General features: G+C 67.6%; 19 protein-coding genes, 1 tRNA gene and 1 pseudogene. 6 read left to right on the top strand and 15 right to left on the bottom strand.

The features are described 5' to 3' along the window. The first annotated feature begins 7 nt into the window (after positions 1-7). The 4 genes from XAN126_RS0115310 (at position 8) to XAN126_RS0115295 (ending at position 3,539) form a co-directional block, all read left to right on the top strand. The gene (locus tag XAN126_RS0115310; protein WP_024279464.1) at positions 8-472 is read left to right on the top strand and encodes a GNAT family N-acetyltransferase; all 465 of its coding nucleotides are present in this window, start codon (positions 8-10) and stop codon (positions 470-472) included. Positions 473-565: 93 nt separating this feature from the next. Beyond that, a complete protein-coding gene (locus tag XAN126_RS0115305) occupies positions 566-1,279 on the top strand; it encodes a glutathione binding-like protein (protein WP_024279463.1) in 714 nt (237 codons plus the stop codon). Positions 1,280-1,336: 57 nt separating this feature from the next. Further along, positions 1,337-3,304 (top strand): tetratricopeptide repeat protein, encoded by a 1,968-nt coding sequence (locus XAN126_RS0115300; RefSeq protein WP_024279462.1) that lies wholly within the window; start codon positions 1,337-1,339, stop codon positions 3,302-3,304. 143 nt (positions 3,305-3,447) lie between these two features. Further along, positions 3,448-3,539 (top strand) — tRNA-Ser (locus XAN126_RS0115295). Here the strand turns inward: XAN126_RS0115295 and XAN126_RS27820 are convergent. The 7 genes and pseudogenes from XAN126_RS27820 to trbG form a co-directional block, all read right to left on the bottom strand. Then, a pseudogene (locus tag XAN126_RS27820) lies at positions 3,510-5,162 on the bottom strand (recombinase family protein); the annotation flags it as partial. The gene XAN126_RS0115295 and the pseudogene XAN126_RS27820 sit on opposite strands and share 30 nt — an antisense overlap. Continuing rightward, positions 5,159-5,548 (bottom strand): helix-turn-helix domain-containing protein, encoded by a 390-nt coding sequence (locus XAN126_RS0115280; RefSeq protein ID WP_024279459.1) that lies wholly within the window; start codon positions 5,546-5,548, stop codon positions 5,159-5,161. The gene XAN126_RS0115280 and the pseudogene XAN126_RS27820, both read right to left, overlap by 4 nt. Then, positions 5,545-5,901: a DUF6516 family protein gene (locus XAN126_RS0115275; protein WP_024279458.1), complete on the bottom strand. Its 357-nt coding sequence runs from the start codon at positions 5,899-5,901 to the stop codon at positions 5,545-5,547. The genes XAN126_RS0115280 and XAN126_RS0115275 overlap by 4 nt, the downstream gene beginning before the upstream one ends. Next, positions 5,898-6,197, bottom strand: coding sequence for a hypothetical protein (locus XAN126_RS0115270; RefSeq protein ID WP_029877242.1), 300 nt, complete (start codon positions 6,195-6,197; stop codon positions 5,898-5,900). Before XAN126_RS0115270 ends, XAN126_RS0115275 begins: the two co-directional genes overlap by 4 nt. A 126-nt stretch (positions 6,198-6,323) precedes the next feature. After that, the gene (locus XAN126_RS0115265) at positions 6,324-6,566 is read right to left on the bottom strand and encodes a DUF2274 domain-containing protein (protein WP_024279456.1); all 243 of its coding nucleotides are present in this window, start codon (positions 6,564-6,566) and stop codon (positions 6,324-6,326) included. Position 6,567: 1 nt separating this feature from the next. Continuing rightward, entirely contained in the window at positions 6,568-7,791 is a 1,224-nt protein-coding gene (locus XAN126_RS0115260) for a TrbI/VirB10 family protein (RefSeq protein ID WP_024279455.1), read from the bottom strand. After that, positions 7,788-8,753, bottom strand: a complete 966-nt coding sequence (gene trbG, locus XAN126_RS0115255) for a P-type conjugative transfer protein TrbG (RefSeq protein WP_081762848.1) — start codon at positions 8,751-8,753, stop codon at positions 7,788-7,790. The genes XAN126_RS0115260 and trbG overlap by 4 nt, the downstream gene beginning before the upstream one ends. Positions 8,754-8,944: 191 nt before the next feature. Here trbG and XAN126_RS0115250 point away from each other — a divergent pair, with 191 nt between their 5' ends. Beyond that, entirely contained in the window at positions 8,945-9,403 is a 459-nt protein-coding gene (locus XAN126_RS0115250) for a MerR family transcriptional regulator (protein ID WP_024279453.1), read from the top strand. Further along, positions 9,327-10,337: an MFS transporter gene (locus XAN126_RS0115245; protein WP_024279452.1), complete on the top strand. Its 1,011-nt coding sequence runs from the start codon at positions 9,327-9,329 to the stop codon at positions 10,335-10,337. The genes XAN126_RS0115250 and XAN126_RS0115245 overlap by 77 nt, the downstream gene beginning before the upstream one ends. On the opposite strand, the gene XAN126_RS0115240 is transcribed toward XAN126_RS0115245, so the two are convergent. From XAN126_RS0115240 to XAN126_RS0115205, 8 genes are all read right to left on the bottom strand, one after another. Further along, on the bottom strand, positions 10,313-10,690 hold the full coding sequence (locus XAN126_RS0115240) for a nuclear transport factor 2 family protein (RefSeq protein ID WP_024279451.1): 378 nt from the start codon (positions 10,688-10,690) through the stop codon (positions 10,313-10,315). The genes XAN126_RS0115245 and XAN126_RS0115240 overlap by 25 nt on opposite strands. Next, positions 10,687-12,006 carry an aspartate aminotransferase family protein gene (locus XAN126_RS0115235; RefSeq protein ID WP_024279450.1) on the bottom strand — a complete coding sequence of 440 codons (1,320 nt, stop codon included), beginning with the start codon at positions 12,004-12,006 and terminating at the stop codon, positions 10,687-10,689. Before XAN126_RS0115235 ends, XAN126_RS0115240 begins: the two co-directional genes overlap by 4 nt. 92 nt (positions 12,007-12,098) lie before the next feature. Beyond that, on the bottom strand, positions 12,099-13,607 hold the full coding sequence (locus XAN126_RS0115230) for a PLP-dependent aminotransferase family protein (protein ID WP_197024045.1): 1,509 nt from the start codon (positions 13,605-13,607) through the stop codon (positions 12,099-12,101). Between the two features lie 13 nt (positions 13,608-13,620). Further along, positions 13,621-15,207 carry a hydantoinase B/oxoprolinase family protein gene (locus XAN126_RS0115225; RefSeq protein WP_024279448.1) on the bottom strand — a complete coding sequence of 529 codons (1,587 nt, stop codon included), beginning with the start codon at positions 15,205-15,207 and terminating at the stop codon, positions 13,621-13,623. After that, positions 15,204-17,207: a hydantoinase/oxoprolinase family protein gene (locus tag XAN126_RS0115220; protein ID WP_024279447.1), complete on the bottom strand. Its 2,004-nt coding sequence runs from the start codon at positions 17,205-17,207 to the stop codon at positions 15,204-15,206. The genes XAN126_RS0115225 and XAN126_RS0115220 overlap by 4 nt, the downstream gene beginning before the upstream one ends. Positions 17,208-17,235: 28 nt before the next feature. Next, the gene (locus tag XAN126_RS0115215) at positions 17,236-18,879 is read right to left on the bottom strand and encodes an ABC transporter ATP-binding protein (protein WP_024279446.1); all 1,644 of its coding nucleotides are present in this window, start codon (positions 18,877-18,879) and stop codon (positions 17,236-17,238) included. Then, the gene (locus XAN126_RS0115210; RefSeq protein WP_024279445.1) at positions 18,876-19,721 is read right to left on the bottom strand and encodes an ABC transporter permease; all 846 of its coding nucleotides are present in this window, start codon (positions 19,719-19,721) and stop codon (positions 18,876-18,878) included. Before XAN126_RS0115210 ends, XAN126_RS0115215 begins: the two co-directional genes overlap by 4 nt. Next, positions 19,718-20,749 (bottom strand): ABC transporter permease, encoded by a 1,032-nt coding sequence (locus XAN126_RS0115205; RefSeq protein WP_024279444.1) that lies wholly within the window; start codon positions 20,747-20,749, stop codon positions 19,718-19,720. The genes XAN126_RS0115210 and XAN126_RS0115205 overlap by 4 nt, the downstream gene beginning before the upstream one ends. Positions 20,750-20,751 lie beyond the last annotated feature (2 nt).

The following is a 20,751-nucleotide window of genomic DNA, read 5'->3' as shown; positions in this document are numbered from 1 at the left end:
GCCGGCCGTGCCCGGCGGCCTCCAGATCCGCGAGGCCCGCGCCGAGGACCTTCCCGCGCTGGTGGCGCTGTTCGCCTCCGACACGCTGGGCGGCCACGGCGACACAACCGCGCCGGAGGCGCTGGATCACTATCGCGCCGCCTTTGCCGCCATCGCGGACGATCCGCGGGCGCGCCTTTACGCGGCAGAACTGGATGGGCGTGTCGTGGGCACGTTCCAGCTGATGTTCGTGACCAGCCTGCCGGGGCGGGGAGCGAAGCGGGCGCTTATCGAGGCGGTGCAGGTGGACGAAAGCCTGCGCGGCCGGCGCATCGGCGAGGCCATGGTGCGGTTCGCCATCGAGAAGGCCGCTGCGGAAGGCGCGGCGACGCTCGCGCTCACCTCCAGCAAGCTCCGCACCGACGCGCACCGATTCTACCGCCGGCTCGGCTTCGCGAACTCCCACGAGGGCTTCAAGATCGTTCTGGCCTAGGAGGCGGGCGCCTTCGGTGGTCCCCCCTTGCCCCGACACCGGGGGGTGTCTACGTCTTACCGAAGCGGCGGCACAGGCCGCAGGGAGGGCATGATGGCCGCAGTCGAGTCTTCGCCGATCGAGCTTTATTACTGGCCGACGCCTAACGGCTACAAAATCAGCATCATGCTTGAGGAGTGCGGGCTTCCCTACACGGTGAAGCTCGTGAACATCGGCAAGGGCGACCAGTTCCAGCCCGACTTCCTCGCCATCTCCCCGAACAACAAGATGCCCGCCATCGTCGATCCCGACGGCCCCGGCGGCGCTCCCATCTCGGTGTTCGAGTCGGGTGCCATTCTCCAGTATCTCGGCCGCAAGACTGGGCAGTTCTATCCCTCCGACGAGCGCAAGCGGGTCGAGGTGGAGCAGTGGCTGTTCTGGCAAATGGGTGGCCTCGGCCCCATGGCCGGGCAGGCGCACCATTTCCGCATCTATGCGCCGGAAAAGATTCCCTATGCGGTCGAGCGATATACCAATGAGGTGCACCGGCTCTACGGCGTCATGAACACGCGCCTGAAGGACCGGGAGTATCTCGCCGGCGACTATTCCATCGCCGACATCGCTTGCATCGGATGGGCCAAGCTGTGGGAGCGGCAGGGCCAGCACATCGAGGAATTTCCCCACCTCAAGGCGTGGCTGGAGCGCGTGCTCGCCCGGCCCGCGGTGCAGCGGGGCCTTGCGGTGAACCAGGAGGAGCGCGCCAAGCACGACCTCTCGAAGGACAAGGAAGCCCAGAGCATCCTGTTCGGCCAGCGCGCCCGCACCTGAGGGCAGCCCGGATCGCGCGACCTCGCGGACGTACCACACACGCCATTGGGGGGCGCGATGCAGAAGGATTTCCGGGCCGACCTCGCGCGCGCTGGGGCGTTGCATCGGGAGGGGCGCCTCGATCAGGCGATCCCCATCTACCGTGCGATCCTGCGCGACGCGCCGAATTCCTTCGAGGTCGCGCGCCTGCTCACGCTGGCGCTTCTCCAGTCCGGCCGGCCCAAGGAGGCTCACGCGGTCGCGCGCAAGGCGCGAGACGGCCACAAATCCAACCCGCACGCCCAGCTCATCATGGGCGCGGTCTATCAGGCCGAGGAGAAATGGGACCGCGCCCTCGGCGCGTTCGAGAAATCGGCTGAACTCGATCCGGGCCTCTCGGAGGCCCACTATCTCGCGGCCAACACACTGGCGCGGCTCGATCGCCTCGAAGAGGCGGTGGCCCGCTATGACCGGGTTCTGGAGATCGACGCAAAATCGGTCGAGGCACGGGCGAACCGCTCGGTTGCCTTGCAGCGGCTCGGCCGGGCGGAGGCCGCGCTGAAGGATCTCGACATCCTCATCTCCCAGCGTCCGGGCGAGGCGCGATTCTGGACGGACAAGGCATCGACGCTCTTTACACTCGATCGACAGAGCGAGGCCGCCAATGCCGCGACGCAGGCGATCCGGCTCGCCCCGAGGGCAGCGGAGGGCTATGTCATCAAGGGCCGGAGCCTCATGGCCAGCGGGCAGCTGCGCGAGGCGCGCGACTGCTTTCTCGCGGCCTTGGAGCGAGACCCCAAGGACATGAAGGCGCGCGAAGTGCTCGTTTTCGTGCTGCGGCATCTGGAGGAGTTTCCCGCCGCCCTCGCGCAGTGCGACCTCGCGCTCGCGCAATCGCCCGAGGCGGCTCTTTTCCGCGAGCACCGGGCCGAGGTGCTCCGGGCGGAAGGCGATTTCGCCGGTGCGCTGGCCGATGTGGAGCGCGCCATCGCCATCGATCCCCGCCTCGCACCGGCTCATGTGACGCGCGCCCGGCTGTTCGCCGACCTCGGCCGGACGGAGGAGATCCGTCCGGCCCTGGACGCAGCCCTTGAAGTGGATCCGCAGGAGCCCAACGGCCGTTTCATGACCGCGGCCGACGAACTCGCGCGGGGGCGCTGGGAGCGGGGATGGGCCGCCTACGAATCGCGCGAGCACCTTCTCCCTCCGCCCTACCGGCCGCTGGATTTCATCCGGTGGGACGGGCAGGAGCGGCCGGAACTGCTGGTGGTCGTCGGCGAACAGGGCATCGGAGACGAGCTGCTTTTCGGCCGGCTGGTGCGGTTGCTGGCCGACGGCGGCATCCGCACGGTGCTGCTGACGCGTCCCGGGCTGGTGCCGCTGATGCGGAACCTCGACGCGCGCGTGACCGTGGTGGGCAACCTCTCGGAGCTCGACACCACACAGCCGGGCGTGCGCTGGATTCCAGCCGGCAGTCTGCCGCTTCTGCTCCAGCCGGATCCCACGAAATGGCCGGCTGCGCCCTATCTCACGGCACCGGCCGATCGCATCGCGAAGTGGAGATGGGTGCGGGAGGAGGGGACGTTTACGATCGGCATCAACTGGCAGGGCAACCCGTCGCGGGCTGTCGACGTGGGCCGTTCCATTCCATTGGCGGCGTTCGAGCCGCTGGCCAGACTGCCGGGCGTCCGACTCGTGAGCCTCCAGCATGGAGAGGGCACCGAGCAACTTCGGCAGGTGCCGTTTGCCGACTCGATCTTCCAGCTCGGCAACGGCTTCAACGCGGACGGTATTTTCCTCGATACGGTCGGCGTACTCCATCACCTCGATCTGGTCGTCTCAAGCGACACGGCGCTGATCCACCTCTGTGGTGCGCGGGCCTTCCCTGCATTTGCGGCATTGCGGGCTGTGCCCGACTGGCGCTGGGGATATTCCGGCGAACGCAGCGTGTTCTTTCCCAGCGTGCGCCTGTTCCGGCAGACCAGAGCGGGAGACTGGGGAGGGGTATTCGACGCATTGGCGGCCGAGGTTCGCGCCATGGTGTGATTCCCCGTCCCTTGCGCCCTTCGGGCCGCCCAAGGCGTGAGGGTTCAGGTGCAGCCCCGCACGTTTGACGGGGAGAAGCTCACATGCCGGTAGCCGGCATGCCTTGCAAAGGTCGCAGCGGTCCGGCATAGGAGGGGAGCGCTGGAGACGTGGCCGAGAGGCTGAAGGCACTCGTTTGCTAAATGAGCAGACCCCCAAAAGGGTCTCGAGGGTTCGAATCCCTCCGTCTCCGCCATTTCAGTCCGCCTCTGGGCACGCCGAGAGCCGCCGATTTCCCGCCTTGCGCGGCCACGAGGGTTCTGAGCAGGTCCGACTTCGACCCCATGATACGGACCTCGTCGTCTCCGACCTCCACGCGCTGCGCCAGCGCACGCAGGTGATCCCGCCGGTAGCCGCCTCCTTCGAGCCGGATGCGCTCACGGGCCGCCTGCGAAAAGCGACGGATCATGGCCGGGCTGACGGCGTTGTGGCCGGAGCTTTCAAGCATGGCTTGCGCCCGCTCAGCGTCCAACTTCGACTGGTCGCGGATGGCCTTCAAGCCAGCGATGCGCTCTTTCAACGCCGGATCGTCCAGGTCGGCGACGCCGGACTCGATGGCGTCGTACAGGCGTTTGAGGCGCAGCTCCGATTCGGCGGCACGACGGTTTAGCTCGGCGATATGCTGACGCCGACGTTCCGATTGCTCGTGCCGGCGGTCGAGTACCGTGGCGAGAATGTCCTCCAGCCGCTTCGGGTCCAGTAGCCGTTCCTCAATATGGCTGGCGACAAGACCGTCGAGCTTGTCCATCGGGATCGCCCGACCCTTGCACCCGGTCTCGCCCTGCCGCGCCTTGATCGAGCAGGCGTAATAGCGATAGCGGCCGCTCTTGCCGGTGCGGACGGTCATGGCGCCGCCGCAGTTACCGCAGAAGCAAATTCCCGTCAGCAGTGTCGGCCCGAGAATGACGCGGGCGGGCAGTTCCGTCTTGGGATTGCGGGCCACCAACAGCGACTGCACGGCATCGAACGTCTCCTGATCGATGATCGACGGCACAGGCACCGAGATGACCTCAGCAACAGGCTTCAACTCCTTCTTCTTGGAGCGTTTGTTGAACTGATGCTCGCCGATGTAGGTCCGACGCGTCAGGATGCGGTGAACCTGCCCAACGCCCCAACGGCCGCCATCGCGGGTGAAGATGCCGTGGCCATTGAGGTATTTGACGATCGCCTTGACGCCCATCTGGCCGGTGTCGCCTTCACCCTCCAGTGCGAGTCGATAGATCAGGCGGATGGTGTCCGCATGAAGCGGGTCGATTTCCAGCTTCTTCTTGGTCTTCGACCCGCGTTGCTCGGCCGCGATGATGCGATAGCCGATCGGTGGCAACGCGCCGTTCCAGAAGCCTTGCCGGGCGTTCTCCTTCAGAGCGCGCAGGACGTGCTTGGCGTTCTCCTTCGACTGGTATTCGTCGAACAGCGCCATGATCTGCCGCATCATGACGTGCATCGGATCGTCGCCCATCTCCTGCGTGATGGAGATGAGCTTCACGCCGTTCTTCGCCAGCTTGCGGACATAGAACTCTAATTCGAAGTGATCGCGGAAGAAGCGCGAGAAGCTGTGAACCACGACGACATCGAAGGGCGCGGGCTTCGACGTGCCTGCCTCGATCATCCGTTGGAACTCGGGGCGACGATCATTGGTGGCGGATGCGCCGGCTTCCACGAAGGTGTCGACAAGCTGATAGCCGCGAGAGGCGCAATAGGCTTCACCCTGCTTGCGCTGGTCGGGGATCGACACGTCATGCTCGGCCTGCCGGACGGTCGAGACGCGCAAATAGAGCGCAGCACGGGTTGCCGCGAGGATCGGTGTTTCGGCGTTCATGACCGGACTCCCACGGCAGCGCGACGCTCGGTCAGCGGCAGCTCCAGCTCAACGCGGTCATGGATGACCTTAGGTGCGAGCTTGCGTCCCCGGCCCGGCTCCATGCGAATGAGTCCGTAGCCGGCCATGGTCTTGAGTGTGCGCGACAGGTTGGACTTGGCCCGCCCGGTGATCTCGGCCAGTTCCTCCAACGAGCCCGGCGCCTGCTCGGCGATGATGCGCAGCAAATCGCGATTGCCAGCGGAAAGCACCTTGGCGAAGGATTCGGTCGAGGTGAACCACACCTTCGGATCGTTGGGCACGGGTTTTTCCTCGCCGCGCGCGATCCGCAGGGTGCGGGCCTTCATCTCCTCATAGTCGGCGATTCCAACCTTCAGCGTCGTCATGGGATCACGCCCCGCTCCTTCAATACCGCATCGACCAACGCCCAGAAGTCGGCCAGTAGCGCGCCGGCGTCCTGATAGGCGTAGGGCTTCACGGTCTGGAGCCGATGGCGATGGTCTTGCGGCTCGCCCTTCTTCTGACGACCGACGGGGTGGGCATTGTCGAAGCCGACCAGCCGTTCGCCCGAAGGCCCGTGAAGCGTGAGCGAGTAATCGAGACCGTGCGGCTTTTCCGGTGAAACCGAAACGCGCGTGACCGCGAACTTAACCCAATGGCCGCCTTCGGGATCGACGACGAGCACTTGCCCGTCGAGATCCAGCAGCGTGTCGAGGCTCGGATCGCGACCCTCGCTCATGGATTTTTGTTATCATACTGAGATAACATCGTCAAGCCCTCATCCGGCTGTGTCGGACCGAACAGTTCGTCGAATATGTCGGCGAACCAACGTTCAAAGACTTCGATTTCGGCTTCGGTGACGGGCACCCTATCGGGCCAGTCGTCCACGACGCGCCACGTCTTCGGGTCTTCGACCGGCGGCGGGCCGAGCCTCGGCTCCGGCTCGTCCGTATAGTAGTCGTAGAGGTCGTCAGGCAGGGCGCAAGAAGCGACACGCGCCCGACGCCCGAAGCTTTCGACGCGGCGTCGAGACATGGCGTCACCGTTTGGGAAAAGCTGTCGTTGGATCACAGGGCCGTGATTTACGGCATGTCACCACCTTATGATCCTGCGAAGCTCGATGATGAACTGAAGTGGGCATATCGCGATACCTTGATCGCATCATGTGATCGGAGTGCCAGTCGATGGGGCCGCCCGCCGCGCCTTCGCAAACGCGCGATCCGTAGCGATGAAGCGCTCCAACATGGGCACGATCAGGCGAACAGGATCGGCAGCGGCTTGCCCTGCTTCGCGGCCGAGGATTTCGGCATAGGCCGTCAGATCGCGATGAAGGCTCGCAGGCAGTTCCAGCGTGACCTTTACCGGCTTCTCGTCGGCGATCGGGCTGAGCTTCAACTTCGCCATGTCAACCTCCATAGGGTTCGAGCAAAAGATCGCGCGTAACAAGCACCCGGACGGGGAAACCCGGCCGGATGGTCAGCGTGGGCGCGATGTTGAGCTGGCGCTGCACGATCTGCTGGCCGGTCTGATTGATGCTGTCGGACGCGCCGTTGCGCAGCGCACGGATGATATCGCTCTCCTGACCGGATGATCCCGCCTCGGTGCCAACGCTGAGCAGCGTCGACAGCGCCGCAGCCTTGAACAGCTCACCCCAATGGTAGTCGACGCCGTCTTCGAGCCCGGCATAGCCCTCGGCGTCCGCGCCCGGCTGGCGCTCCAACACGATCGAGCGGCCATTGGGGAAGATCAGCCGGTTCCAGACCAGCAGCACGCGGCGCTGACCGAAACCGACGCCGTTGTCGTACTGGCCGATGATCCGCGTGCCCTGCGGCACGAGCAGGATGCGCCCGGTCGGGCTGTCATAGACGTTCTCCGTCACCTGCGCGGTGATCTGACCGGGAAGATCGGAACGGATACCGGTGATGAGTGCTGCCGCGATCACCGCCCCCGCCTGAAGCACATTGGCCGACGCAGGAGCGGCGACACGATCCGGTGAGACCGTGCGCTTGTCGGGTGCCTGATTGAGGAACGCGAGCTGACGATCCTGCGCGGACGGTGTCGCGGGCGGTGGTGCGAGCCCGAGGCTGGCGAGGTCTGTCTGCGGCGTGACCACCGCTTGCGGCTGCGGGACAGCGGTGCTGGCTGGCCGCGTCTCGGTCGAAGCAAAGAGACGGGCCGTCCGCGCGGCCTCCAGCTCTTGGATGCGGCGCTGCTCTTCCTGACTGATCCCCGGATTGGGCGTCGCGATCCCCGGTGTCGGCACCGGCTGTCCGGCATTCTGGGCGCTGAGGATGGGGCGGCCGAGGTCGCCCGGCAGCGGCGGACCGAGCTTCGGGATACCGGTATAATCTTTCGGCAGGCCGGCGAGCCCATCGGGCGTCGTCCGGTTGTCGGTCGAATACAGCTCCTCGTTCGTCTTGCCGCCGCGCTGGGTTTGAAGCGCGTAGATCAACGTGCCGCCGATACCGGTACCGGCAAGCAGGCCAAGGGCGATCAGCACCTTTCGCGACAGGCGCGTCACCCGCGGCGGTTCGGGCCGCAACCGCATCGGCGCGGCTGCCTCGCCGGTCAGCGGCCGGGCATCCTCATCCGCGTCCTGCTTCTGACGATCGGGCTCAATCTCGCTCACGACGCCGGCCTCCCGTCGGTGCGGGAGATGCGAACGCGCTTCTGATCCTTCGCCGCGCCGAAACGCAGCTCGGCGGCGGCAAACAGCCGGTCGACGATCATGTAGTTGTCGCGCACGCGATAGTTCACGAGCTCCGACGTGTCGCCCTCCGGGCCGACGACGAAGAGCGGCGGCATCTCGCCCTGGCCGATACCGCGCGGGAACTCAATGAAGACCTGGCGGCCATCATCGAAGGCGCGCAGCGGCCGCCACGGCGCACGATCGCCGGTCACCTCGTAGCGGAAGTTGACGCGAGAGAGATCGATGCCAGTCGCCACCGGCTGGACGGCTTGCGCCTCGGCGTTCTGGCGGCGCAGCGCGATGAGCTGGTCCTGTGGATACTGCCAGGATACCGAGGCCATGTAGGTCTTCTCGGTCGAGCGCAGCTCCATATGGTAGGTGCGCGCATTGGTGTTGATGACGAGATTGGTCATCAGTTCGGGCCGCGTCGGCTTGACGAGAATGTGGACCTGCTTCGTCGCGCCTACACCGCTCTCGGTGTCGCCGATGATCCAGCGCACCGTGTCGCCGGCGGCGACCGGACCGGCGCCGACCAGCGTTTCGCCGGGCTGCAAGGCGATGTCGGTGATCTGCCCGGGCGCGGTGTAGACCTGATAGAGCGCGCCATCGACGAAGGGATAGAGCTGGATCGCGTTGATGAAGCCGTTCCGGACCGGCTGCATCCGCGCGGCGGCATTGGCCTCGTTCACCCGCGCCGCCGGGTCCGGCAGTTCCGGCGCCGGTTTGCCGTCTTTGCCGACGGGCTTCAATTGGCCGGGCAACGGCAGCGGTTTCGGCAGTTCCACCACCCGAACCGGCGCCGGCGGATCGGCGGTCTGAACTGCAGGCATCGCATCGTCATAGGAGATTTCCGGCGGCTTCTGCGCTGTGGCGCAGCCGGCGAGTGCGGAAGCGCAAATCATCAGAAGCGGCAAACCGGATTTCCGGAAAACTGACGATCGCCATCGGAACCATCAACATCTGGAACCGCATCGCGGTCAGTTCCCGCATGCAGCACCCGGTCGGCACGGAAAAGAACGCGGTTGCTCCTTGATCGATTTGCCCTTGACCCTGACATTGATGTCAGGGGTTACGAGATGCAGCAGGAGGGCGGATGAAGATCGGAGACGTTGCAAAAAGGACGGGGGCGAGCGTGCGCTCTATCCGTCATTACGAGAAGGTCGGCCTGATCCGCGCCACCCGCGAGGAGAACGGCTACCGCGATTTCGACGAAGCCGATGTGCTTCTGGTGCGCCGCATCGGCCGGATGATCCGACTCGGCTTCACCACCGAGGAAATCGCAACCTTTCTCAACTGCATCGTCGACGATCCCGCCACGGTCACCGCCTGTCCGAAGGTGGCCGCTGCTCATCGGTTGAAGCTTGAGGCGATCGAACGGCAGATGGCCGATCTCGAAACCCGTCGCCAGAAGCTTCTCATCACCCTGAAGGCTGCCTCCGGTCAGGACGACACCAGCGTACCGGAGATGCTTGCCCATGCCGAAACCAGTCCCATCGCCTTCACTCATCCTCACAACGCTGGCGCTCGCCGTTTATTTCGTCGGCGCGGTTGAATTCATGCTCGCGCCGATGCTGACGCCGCTGGCGTCGGCCTTCGCCGCGAAACCCGCCGATATCGCTTGGCTCGTATCGGCCTATGCGGTGTCCTACGCCGTGCTCGCCCCGCTCATCGGCCTCCTCAGCGATCGGATTGGCCGGCGGCGCCTGCTTCTCCCAGCATTGGCACTCTTTGCCGCCGATGCGCTGGCCGTCGCCTTCGCGCCGTCGCTCACCTTCGCGATCATCGCCCGCATTCTCGGTGGCGCAGCGGGGGCGGCCCTGACGCCGACCGCCTTCGCCCTCATCGCCGAGATCGTGCCGGAGGAACGGCAAGCCGGCGCCATGGGGCTCGTCCTCTTCGGTCTGACCCTGGGTATAGCCACCGGGCCGACCTTCGCGGGGCTTCTCACCGATGCCTTCGATTGGCAGGCGCCGTTCATCGCCGTCGCCTGCGGTTGCCTCGCCGTCCTTGTGCTGGCCGCGCGCATTCTGCCTCCCTCCGTGGCGCGGCAGGGCCGACCGCTCAAAGCCTCGGCGGCGCGCCTGCTCGATGGCGCGATCCTCCGGCCCAACCTCTCCAAGGGCTTCTGGCTCGGCGCGGCCATTGCCGGGTTCCTGATCTCCGGCGAGGTTCTGCGTAACCGCTACGGTCTCTCCACCAGCATGGTCGGGCTCTCCGTCACCGCTTTCGGAATCGGTCTCGCGGCCGGCAATCTCGCCATTGGGCGCCTCACTGGGTGGGCCGGACGTCCAGAGACCATCCTCATCTTCGCCATCGCCCTCATCTCCGTAACGCAGAGTGCCTTCCTGGCGATCGGCTCGAGCCTTGCGTTGGCGATCGGCCTTCTCGCTCTCTGGGGCTTTGCCTCGGGCCTCACCGCATCACGCCGGCATCGAATGGGTACCGCGCCCTCTCGTCCGCCCTACGCGCTGGCGAGCGGGTCGTAAGCCCAGGCCTTGCAGACGATCTTCCAGCCGTCGGCATACTTCACCAGCAGCAGGTCATCGACGAAGTGGTTGGGCAGCAGGGCGTCGCGCACCCGCACATGGGCGGTGGAGGGGCTGGTCAGCGTCACGGCGATCACTTCGTCATGGCGCGGGTCGTTGCGGGAGGCCGGGGCGACCCGTCCGGCCACGCGCTCCATATAGGCGTCCATACCCAGCGCTGCGGTGTTCCCACCCTCGGACGAGAAGAGCTGCGCCTGCGGATGAAACGCCTTGCGGAAGCCTTCGACGCTGCCGAAGTAAAGCGCATCGAAATAGCCCTGCACCGTGGCAAGAATGTTTTCGATCTCGTTCATCCCCGAGCGCCTTCCATTGTCATGTTGTGCTCGCGATCCGCGAGGCAGAGGTTTTCATCGAGGATGCCAAGAAGCGTCTCGGCTTCCTGCTCCGAGATGATGAGGGGCGGCGCGAGGAAGAGGGACACCTGCTCCCCGCTGGTGCCGATCACCGCGCCTTGGGCCAGCGCGCCCGCTGCGACCCGAGAGGCGATGGGAGCCTCAACCGTGTCGGCCCGCCAGTCGCGCCAGTCGGGGCCGAACAATTCGATCGTCCAGTGGAGCCCCTGTCCGGCAACCCGCGCGACGCTGGGATGGCGGCCGGCGATCTCGCGCAGGCGGCGAGCGAAGAGCGTCTCCAGCGCCGCGACGCGGGCCAGCAGGTCTTCCTCCACAAGGATGTCCAGATAGGCGGACACGGCAGCCATGGCCATGGGATGGCCGCGCAAGGTGCCGTAATTCTGCCAGCTCTTGCCGTCCAGCTCGGCCAGCACATCCCTGGAGAGGATGATGGCCGCAACCGGCGCCATGCCGCCACCGAGGCCCTTGCCCAGCGTCACGATATCCGGCCGGCTATGGCCTCCGGTGAAGGCGAAGGTGCGGCCGGCGCGGCCGAGGCCCGTCACCACTTCGTCGGCGATCCAGAGCGCGCCGTTGCGGCGTGCCAGTTCGGCCATCGCATCCTGGTAGGCGGCGTCATGGTAGAAGCCGCCCTGGGTGTAGTCGACGATCACGGCGGCCGACTGGGCCAGCTTGCCGGCCTCGCCCGCGAGGCGCTCGGCTGCGGAGCCCGCAGACGGGGTGGCATCAGCGAGATAGAGCGCGCCGTCGGGGGCGGGCAGTACGTGCACCTGGGCGCCGGGCGGGGGCACCTTGGTCTCGCCCGGGGAGGCGAGGCCGCCATGCCAGTGCGGTTGGACGGTGACGTCGCGGCTCAGGCCGACGAGGCCGTGATAGGCGCGCTCGCGGGTGGCGATGGCCTTTCTTCCCGTCAGGGCCTGCGACAGGGAGAGGGCGAGGTCGTTGGCCTCGCTGCCGCTCAGGCAGAAGCGGACCGCGCCCGCCCAATGCGCCTCTTCGCTCAGCCCCACCTCGAAGAGACGCTCGGCGGCGGCGTCCCGCCCGCGCCAGTTCCAGCCCTCGCTCACCATGGGCAGAGTGGCGGCCTCGCGCAGCGCAGCCGCCATGCGCGGATGGCCATGGCCCAGAGGGCCGCCGGTATTGCTGCCGTCGAGAACCTTGCGTCCGTCGCTGAGATGGAAATAGACGCCCTCGCCCCCCACCACCAGCGGCGCGGCTGAGCCAGCGTTAAGACCCGTCCGAAGCAGCCTGCTCATTGCGCGTTCCTTACCCGTCATGGGAGCGAACCTAGGAAGGGGCGCTGGATCGTGACAGCTCCAGTTTCAGGGATAATCGGTGAGCCAGAATCCTAGGCCGGAAAGAGAGCGGCGACGGCGGAGAGCTTGGAGAACGCCTCCTCCTTGGGGAGCCGTCCATAGCCGATGATGAGGCCCTGACGGTCCGCCGGCCCCACGTAGCATTGGGAGAGGGGCTGTACGAAATGACCGGTCCCCAGGCTGCGGCGCGAAATGTCCGTGTCGCTGATGCGGTCCGCAAGGCCCGGACGGAACTGTGCCGTCAGGTGCAGGCCGGCGGGGAGCGAGGCGATTTCCACCTTGTCGCCCAGCAGCGCATCGACAGCGTCGATCACCGCCTTCTGCCGTTCCCCGTAGACCTTACGCATGCGTCTGAGGTAGCGCAGCAGGTGGCCTTCGCGCAGGAACCGCACGAGGGCGAGCTGGGCCGTACCTGCGGGATGCACGTCCACCCGCGCGCGCCCCCGGCCGAAAGCGTCGACGAAGCGCGGGCTCGCCACCAGATAGCCCATGCGCAGGCTCGGCAGCATGACCTTGGAAAACGTCCCGAGATAGACCACCCGCCCCGAGCGATCGAGCGACTTGAGGGAGGCCGTCATGCTGCCGCGGTGGCGGAATTCCGAATTGTAGTCGTCCTCGATGATCCAGCTGCCGTGCCGGTTGGCCCACTCCAGCAGCGCCTGCCGCCGCTCCAGCGCCATGGGCACGCCGAGGGGAAACTGGTGCGAGGGCGTCACCACGGCCACCTTGGCGTTGGGCGCGCGGCGGATGCCTTCCTCCACCACCAGCCCCTTGTCGTCCACGGGTACGGGCACCAGCTTCGCGCCGGCGGCCTTCAGGCTCCAGCGGGCCTCGATGAAGCCGGGCTCCTCCACCCACACCTCGTCGCCGGGATTGAGCAGCATCCGGCTGCACAGGTTGAGCGCGCCGGAGCTGGCGGAGGTGATGACCACCTCATCCGGCTGGCACAGCAGGCCGCGCACCGCGCCGAGATATTCCGCCGTCGCCTCGCGCAGCGGTCCCCAGCCGAGCGGCGACATGTCGATGCAGGCCGAGGCGGGCGGGTTCGCCCAGCTCTGGCGCAGCATGCGCGACCAGACTTCGAACGGGAAGGTGGAGAGGTCCGGGGCGCCGGGGCTGAAGGGCGAACCGAGGTCGAACTCGTAGCCGGTCTCCAGTACTGCCAGCCAGGCGTCGGACAGCCAGTCCTCGTCGACCCCGGCTTCGGCGACCGGCACGGCCGCGCCCGAGGACTTGGCCACGGCCGCGACCTCGACGCCGCCGCGCGGCACCGAGCGCAGGTAGCCTTCCGAATACAGAAGGTCGAATGCGGTGAGGACGATGGCGCGCGAGCACCCCAGCTCCTCCGCCAGCGTGCGCGACCCCGCCAGCCGCGTGCCGGCCTTGAGCCGGCCGTCCAGGACCTGATTGCGCAGATGGGCGGCGACCTGCTGGTAGAGCGGCAGGTCGGAACTCCGGTCCAGCCCGAGCCCCGCCATGGAAATGCGACGCCCGGCGGCAGCAGGCCCGGCGGCGCGGCGTTCCCTGGGTTGGCTCGGCACCGTTACGCGCTCCTCAGCTCGAAGGCGGGGGCGCCCCGAAGCCTCCCCCGCCGCATCCCTCTATGGTGACGAGATCGCCCGCCTCAAGCAGAAGGTTGGCTTTGCCTGGCAGGGCCGAGACGACCCCGCCGCGCTCGAGGGTGATGACATAGGGCGCGCCCGCTTCTCCCCCTTGCAGGCCATAGGGCGGAATCTTCGTGCGCTCCACGCAGGTGGTCAACCACATGGAGGGCGCCAGCACCCGGTAGCTGCGCACAATGCCGTCGCCGCCCACGTGCCGGCCCTTCCCGCCGGCGCCCCGGCGGATGGACTGGCGTTCCACGCGGATGGCGTAGTTGGCCTCGATCACCTCGGCCGGGGTGTTGGAGGTGTTGGCGAGGTGCACGCGCGTGGCCGGCGCGCCATCGCGGTCGTGCCGCGCGCCCTCGCCGCCGCCATGGACCTCGTAGAGCATCCGCCAGCTCTCGTCCGGCAGGGGCTCGGCGAAGGCGAGGAGGCCGGAGGTGGCGGGGCCACCCGCCGAGAGGCGCTCGGGGATGACGTTCTCCATGGCCCGGAACACCGCATCCACGACCCGCATGGAGGTCTCGTGGTTGCCGGCCGCCACCGCCGCCTTCCAGCCCGGCTCCAGGATGGAGCCCGGTCGGGTGAGAATGGTGAGCGGGCGCAGGGCGCCGGCATTCTGCTGCATGTCACGCCCGCTCAGGATGCGCGCCGCGTAGACCACGGCGGAGCGGGCGATGAAGGGGGTGGTGTTGCAGAAGGTGGCGACGCGGTCGGCGGAGCCGGAGAGGTCGAACGTGGCCTCGTCGCCGCGAATCTCGATGCGCACATGGATGCGCGAGGGGGCGTCGTCCGGCCCGCCGTCATCGAGGAAATCCTCGCCCTCATAGGTGCCGTCCGGCAGGTCGGCGATGGCCGCCCGCATCTCGGCTTCGGAGAGGTCGTGGAGGCGCGCCATCGCGGCGACGAAGGTGTCGGTGCCGTGCTGCGCGCACATTTCGTGGATGCGCCGCTCGGCCGCGCTGGTGGCCGCGAGCTGCGCCAGCAGGTCGCCCTCGCACGACACCGGGTCGCGGACATTGGCGAGGATGAAGTCGAGCACCGGGCGGTTGACGCCGTCCGTGTCGGCGATCAGCAGCGGCGGAATGCGGATGGCCTCCTGGAAGGTGTCCACCGCCTTTGCCAGATAGCTGCCCGGCCAGGTGCCGCCCACATCAGGCCAATGGGCAAGGCTGAGGGCGAACGCCACCAGCCGGCCGTCCACGAACACGGGGCGGGCGACCTTCACGTCGTTGAGGTGATTCCCGCCGAGCGCGCCCACGTTGTAGACGATGGCATCGCCCTCCCGCATGGTCGTGGCGGGATAGACCTTCAGGAGTTCCGGGACCGTGTAGCACATGGCGCCGAGATGGATGGGGATGTCCCGGCCCTGTCCCACGAGCCCGCCGGCCGCATCCATGATGGCGGACGAAAGATCCCCGGCCTCCCGCAGCAGCGGCGAGCGCGCGGAGCGGGTCATGACGAGGCTCATCTCTTCCGCCGCTGCCGAAAGGCCGTGGCGGATCACTTCGACGACGAAGGGGTCCAGGATGCTCATGCTGCGCTCCGCGTCATGAAGAGATTGCCGAGATCGTCGGGGCGAACCTGCCAGCCGGGCGGCACCACCACGGTGGACCACGCATCCTCGATGATGGCCGGGCCATGGACCACGCCGGACAAGGTCTCGCGCGGCAGGATGGACGTCTCAACGGGGCCGGAGGCGTCGAACACGCACAGGCGCGTGCGCGCCGTCCCCTGCGCGCGGCCCACGTCCGGACGCGAGAAGGGAACCGACGAAGGCTTCAGCGCCTGGATGCGGAGGGCTTCGATGACGCACGCCTCGTCCGTCGCGTAGCCGAACAGGTCGCGGTGGCGGCGATGGAAGTCGGCCTCGAGCCGCGCAAGGTCCAGCGGCATTACGAAGGGGATGGGAATGCTGTCGCTCTGGGCGCTGTAGCGCATCAGCGCCACATGCTCCACGGCGATCTCCTCCCGCGCGATGCCGTTGGCCAGCAGCGGCCCGGTCGCTTCGCCCGACAGCTCCGCGACCCGCGCCGCGAAGGCCGCGTGCGGGAAGTCGGCGAGCGGCATCCGCACCGTGCCCTGCTGGAGGAAGGAGAAGTCGGCGGTCAGGCAGCCGAGCGCCGAGAACGCGCTGGAGGCGGCCGGCACGATGATTTCCGAGAGGCCGTACATGTCGGCGAGCCCCGCCGCATGCATGGGGCCGCCGCCGCCGAACGCAAGCAGGGTGCAGTCGCGCCCGTCCACGCCCCGCTCGACCGTCACGCGCCGCAGGGCCCGGGCCATGGCGGCACCCGCCACCTTGACGATGCCCAGCGCGGTCTCGGTGATGCCCAAGCCCAGTTCGGCGGCGATGGGCACGATGACTTGCCGCGCCGCCTCCACGTCGATCTGGATGGTGTCGCCGAGCCGCGCCTCGGGATCGAGATAGCCCAGCACCGCATTGGCGTCGGTGATGGTGGGCCGGTCGCCGCCGCGCCCGTAGCAGGCCGGCCCGGGCATGGAGCCCGCGCTCTTTGGCCCGACCGCGAGGCCGCCCGGTCCGAGCGTGACGATGGAGCCGCCACCGGCGCCGATGGAATGCACCGCGAGCATGGGCTGGCGCAGGGGGCGCCCGCCCATCATGCGGGTGTCGGTCATCTCGGCGACGCCATCGACGATCAGGCAGACGTCGGTGGTGGTGCCGCCCATGTCGAAGGTGAGCACGCGCGGCCGGTCGAGGGTGCGGGCGATGCGGGCGGAGGCGGACACGCCGGCGGCGGGGCCGGACATGGCCATCACCAGCGGTCGGCGCTTGACCGCCGGTACGGGAACCATGGCGCCGGCCGAATGGAACACCTGCAGGCCCGCGCCGATGGGCAGGCGGCGCTCCAGCTCGGTGAGATATTCCACGGCGATGGGCATGGCCGCCGCGTTGAAGGCCGTGGAGGAGGCGCGCTCGTACTCGCGCGCCTCGGGATTGATCTCGTGCGACACGCAGACGTGCGGAACCACGCCTTCGATGGCCGCCGCGATCTGCTTTTCATGCTCCGGGTTGGCATAGGAATGCAGCAGGCAGATCGCGACGCTCTCGACCTTGTTCTCCACGAGCCACGCCTTGAGGCGCTCGATCTCGGCCGCGTCCAGGGCCTCGATCACCTTGCCGGTGGGGTCGAGGCGCTCGCAGATGCCGAAGCACAGGCTCGCCGGCACCAGCGGCAGCGCCTTGGGCCGGATGTCGAGGCGGTAGAGTTCCTCGCGACGGTAGCGGGCGATTTCCAGCACGTCCTCGAAGCCGGCCGTCGCCACCAGCGCCACCCGCGGCAGCCGCTCCTCCACCAGCGCGTTGGTGACGCGGGTGGTGCCATGGACGAAGCGGCGCACTGCTTCCGGCGCGACGCCTACCGCCGCCAGGGCTTCCAGCATGGCGGTGACGGGCGCGTCGGGTCGGGAAGGAACCTTGGCGATCCGCGTCTCATTGGTGTCGGGCCTGACGGCGATGATATCGGTGAAGGTGCCGCCGATGTCTGTGCCGATGTCCCATAGCCTCGTCGTCACGTCGGTTCTCTCCTGCCTCGCCACGGCCTCAGGCGGTGGCGGTCTGCACGGGTTCGAAATGGGGGATGGCGCCGAGCAGGTCGCGGGTGTAGGCGGCCTGCGGATTGCGGAAGAGGGCGTGGCTTTCCCCCTCTTCAACGATGCGCCCGTGACGCATGACGATGGTGCGCTCGCACATCATCCGCACCACGTTGAGGTCGTGGCTGACGAAGAGGAACGAGAGCCCTTCGTCATGCCGCAGATCGTCGAGCAGTTTCAGCACCACCGCCTGAACGGAAACGTCGAGGGCCGCCGTGGGCTCGTCCAGCACCAAGAGGCGCGGCTCAACCGCAATGGCGCGGGCGATGCCGATGCGGGCCTTCTGGCCGCCGGATAGCTGATGGGGAAAGCGCGTCAGCAGGTCGCGCGACAGGCCGCAGCGTTCGGCCACCTCCTCCACTCGCCGCTTCACCTGCGCGGCGTCGGTGAGCTTGGCGAGGCGCCGCACTGGCCGGGCGATGCATTCGAAGGCGGTGAAGCGGGGATTGAGGCTCTCGTGCGGGTCCTGGAACACGATCTGGATCTCGCGCCGCCAGGGGGAGTCGTGGAACGTCCGCAGAGGGATGGCGCCGATGTCCACCCCATCGAACATGATCCGTCCACCGTCCGCATCGGCGAGGCGGCAGACGATGCGCGACAGGGTGCTCTTGCCCGAGCCGGATTCGCCCACCAGGCCAAGGCTCTCGCCGGCTTTCAGGGTGAGGGAGACATCCTCCACCGCCAGCGTGCTGTCGAAGCGCTTCACGATGTTCGAGACATCGAGCAGCACCCGCGCCTCGCGGGGGCCCCTCGGGATCGCGCGCGGGGCGCGTGATGCTTCGCCCACCAGTTCTTCGACGGTGGAGGTCGGCGTGGGGGAGGCGGCCACCAGCCTGCGGGTATAGGGATGGGAGGGATGTCGGAAGATGTCGACGGCGGGGGCGGCTTCGACCACGCGGCCCTGCTGCATCACCATCACATCCCGACAATAGCTGGCGGCCAGCCCCAGATCGTGGGTGATGAGGATGAGCGCCATGCCGCGCTCGGCGGTGAGCCCGGCGATGAGATCCATCACCGTCTTCTGGGTGGTGACATCGAGGCCCGTGGTCGGCTCGTCGGCGATGAGCAGGGAGGGGTTGCAGGCGATGGCCATGGCGATCATCACCCGCTGGCACATGCCCCCCGATAGCTCCGCCGGATAGGCGTCGAACCTCTTGTCCGCATCGCGGATCCGCACCGCCTCCAGCAACTCCAGCGCGCGGGCCCGTAGCACCGCCCTGGGCAGGTTTTCATGGGCGGCAATCGCGTCCATGACCTGCAGGCCGATGGAGCGGATGGGGTTGAGGGCGGTGCGCGGGCTCTGGAACACCATGGAGATGGCGGCCCCGCGCAGGGCCTTCATCCGCGCCGGATCGGCGCGGGTGATGTCCTCGCCCCGGAACAGGATGCGCCCCTTGGGGATGCGCGCGGCCCGATCCAGGAGCTGCGTCACCGCATAGGCGGTGACCGATTTGCCAGAGCCGCTCTCGCCCACCACCGCGAGCGTGCCGCCCGGCGCGAGCTTGAGGTCGATGCCGCGCACCGCTTCCACCAGTCCCTCGCGGGTGCTGAAGGCGACGTGCAGGTTCTGGATGTCGAGGAGGGGGCCGCTCATGTGCGCATCCTCGGATCGAGGATGTCGCGCAGGCCGTCACCGAGCAGGTTGAAGCACAGCACGGCCAGCATCAGCGCTAGACCGGGAAAGGCCACCAGCCACCATTGGCCGTTGCCGATGAAGCGGGCGCCTTCGGCCACCATGATCCCCCATTCCGGGGTCGGGGCCTGCACCCCGAGGCCGAGGAAGGACAGGCCCGCCGCGTTCAGGATGGCCCAGCCGAGATTGAGCGAGATCTGCACCGCCATGGCCGGCAGGATGTTGGGCAGCAGATAGGCGAGCACGATGGTGACGTGGCTTTCTCCGCCGGCACGGGCGGCCTCCACCCAGCCGGCATGGCGGCGCACGTTCACCTCGGCGCGGGCGAAGCGGATGTAAAAGGGCAGGTTGATGAGGGCCGTGGCGATGACGATGTTCTCCACCCGGTTGCCGAGCGCGGCCACCAGCGCCATGGCCAGGACGAACAGGGGAAAGGCCATCAGCACGTCCACCAGACGCCCGACATACCGGTCGATGCGGCCGCCGGCATAGCCGCAAAGGGCGCCGATGGTGGCACCTGCCACGAACGACAGGAGCACCGCGGAGACGGCGATGCCGAGATCGAGCCGCGTCGCGGCGATCAGGCGGCTGAAGATGTCACGGCCCAATTGGTCGGTGCCCGCCCAATGGGCCGCGGAGGGCGGCTGGAGCGCGACGGGGACGTTGGAGGCGATGGGATCATAAGGGGTGATCCACGGCGCGAGGATGGCGATGGTGACGAGCACCAGGGCGCCCGCCGCCGCGCCGGCCGTCACCGGGTTGCCGCGCAGCACCCATCCGGCATGGCGAAGCGTGGCGCTCATTTCAGGGAGATCCGCGGATCGACGATGCCGTAGAGGACATCGATGGTGAGATTGACCATCACGAAGATGACCGCGATGAGCAGCACGAAGCCCTGCACCGGCGCATAGTCCGAGGCCAGCAGCGCGTCGAGCGCGTAGGAGCCGATGCCCGGCCAGGAAAACACTTTTTCGACCAGCACGTTGGCGCCGAGCATGGTGGAAAAGACGATGCCGATGATGGTCAGCACCGGCAGCAGGGCGTTCCTGAGCGCATAGACCACGACAACCCGCCAGTCCGACATGCCCACCGAGCGCGCGGTGCGGATGAAGTCCGAGCCGAGCACCGCCAGCAGCGAGGCCCGTGTCATGCGCGCCAGCGGCGCGAGCACGAAAAGAGCCATGGTGCAGGCCGGCAGGATCAACTGCCCGAAGGCCGCCTTCCAGCCCGCCAGATCCCCCACCAGGAGGAAGTCGACCAGCAGAAAGCCGGTGATCCCCGGCGGCGGGGCCGCGAAGATATCGATGCGCCCCGTCGGGTCCGGCGCGAGGCCGAGCAGATAGTAGAAGACGTAGATCAGCAGCAGGCCGGTGACGAAGGTCGGCACGCACACGCCGAGGGTGCAGAGGAAGCGCACCCCGTGATCGATGAGCGAGTTCGGCCGCAGCGCCGCGACGATGCCGAGCGGCAGCGCCAGCGCCAAAGCCAGCACCAGCGCAAAGAGCGTCAGTTCCAGCGAGGCGGGCATGCGCTCGGCGAGATCGGCGATCACCGGCTGGCCGGTGGTCATGGACTGCCCGAGATTGCCGCGGGCCAGATCGCCCACATAGCGCAGGAACTGCTCGGGAATGGGCCGGTCGAGGCCCATCGTCTCGCGGATCTGGGCCATCTCGGCCTGTCCGGCATTCGGCCCGGAGGCGAAGAACGCCGCCGGGTCGCCCGGCAGCACGCGCATCAGCAGGAAGGTGAACAGGACCACCCCGAAGAGCGCCGGCAGGGAGGCGAGAAGATGCCTCCCCACCCTGCGACCGATGTTGAGCAGCGTGGACATGC

It is taken from the genome of Xanthobacter sp. 126, from assembly GCF_000526175.1.
Lineage (GTDB): Bacteria > Pseudomonadota > Alphaproteobacteria > Rhizobiales > Xanthobacteraceae > Xanthobacter > Xanthobacter aminoxidans.
Note: the sequence above shows the minus strand (reverse complement) of the source record. Positions and strands in the feature narration are given on the sequence as shown.

Coding starts and splice junctions, on each gene's coding strand:
- XAN126_RS0115270 (WP_029877242.1), bottom strand. CDS start 6,197: ATGTCTCGACGCCGCGTCGAAAGCTTCGGGCGTCGGGCGCGTGTCGCT.
- XAN126_RS0115240 (WP_024279451.1), bottom strand. CDS start 10,690: ATGAACGAGATCGAAAACATTCTTGCCACGGTGCAGGGCTATTTCGAT.
- XAN126_RS0115225 (WP_024279448.1), bottom strand. CDS start 15,207: ATGAGCATCCTGGACCCCTTCGTCGTCGAAGTGATCCGCCACGGCCTT.
- XAN126_RS0115235 (WP_024279450.1), bottom strand. CDS start 12,006: ATGAGCAGGCTGCTTCGGACGGGTCTTAACGCTGGCTCAGCCGCGCCG.
- XAN126_RS0115250 (WP_024279453.1), top strand. CDS start 8,945: ATGAAGATCGGAGACGTTGCAAAAAGGACGGGGGCGAGCGTGCGCTCT.
- XAN126_RS0115300 (WP_024279462.1), top strand. CDS start 1,337: ATGCAGAAGGATTTCCGGGCCGACCTCGCGCGCGCTGGGGCGTTGCAT.
- XAN126_RS0115280 (WP_024279459.1), bottom strand. CDS start 5,548: ATGACGACGCTGAAGGTTGGAATCGCCGACTATGAGGAGATGAAGGCC.
- XAN126_RS0115305 (WP_024279463.1), top strand. CDS start 566: ATGGCCGCAGTCGAGTCTTCGCCGATCGAGCTTTATTACTGGCCGACG.
- XAN126_RS0115210 (WP_024279445.1), bottom strand. CDS start 19,721: ATGAGCGCCACGCTTCGCCATGCCGGATGGGTGCTGCGCGGCAACCCG.
- XAN126_RS0115245 (WP_024279452.1), top strand. CDS start 9,327: ATGCCGAAACCAGTCCCATCGCCTTCACTCATCCTCACAACGCTGGCG.
- trbG (WP_081762848.1), bottom strand. CDS start 8,753: ATGATTTGCGCTTCCGCACTCGCCGGCTGCGCCACAGCGCAGAAGCCG.
- XAN126_RS0115215 (WP_024279446.1), bottom strand. CDS start 18,879: ATGAGCGGCCCCCTCCTCGACATCCAGAACCTGCACGTCGCCTTCAGC.
- XAN126_RS0115205 (WP_024279444.1), bottom strand. CDS start 20,749: ATGTCCACGCTGCTCAACATCGGTCGCAGGGTGGGGAGGCATCTTCTC.
- XAN126_RS0115275 (WP_024279458.1), bottom strand. CDS start 5,901: ATGAGCGAGGGTCGCGATCCGAGCCTCGACACGCTGCTGGATCTCGAC.
- XAN126_RS0115265 (WP_024279456.1), bottom strand. CDS start 6,566: ATGGCGAAGTTGAAGCTCAGCCCGATCGCCGACGAGAAGCCGGTAAAG.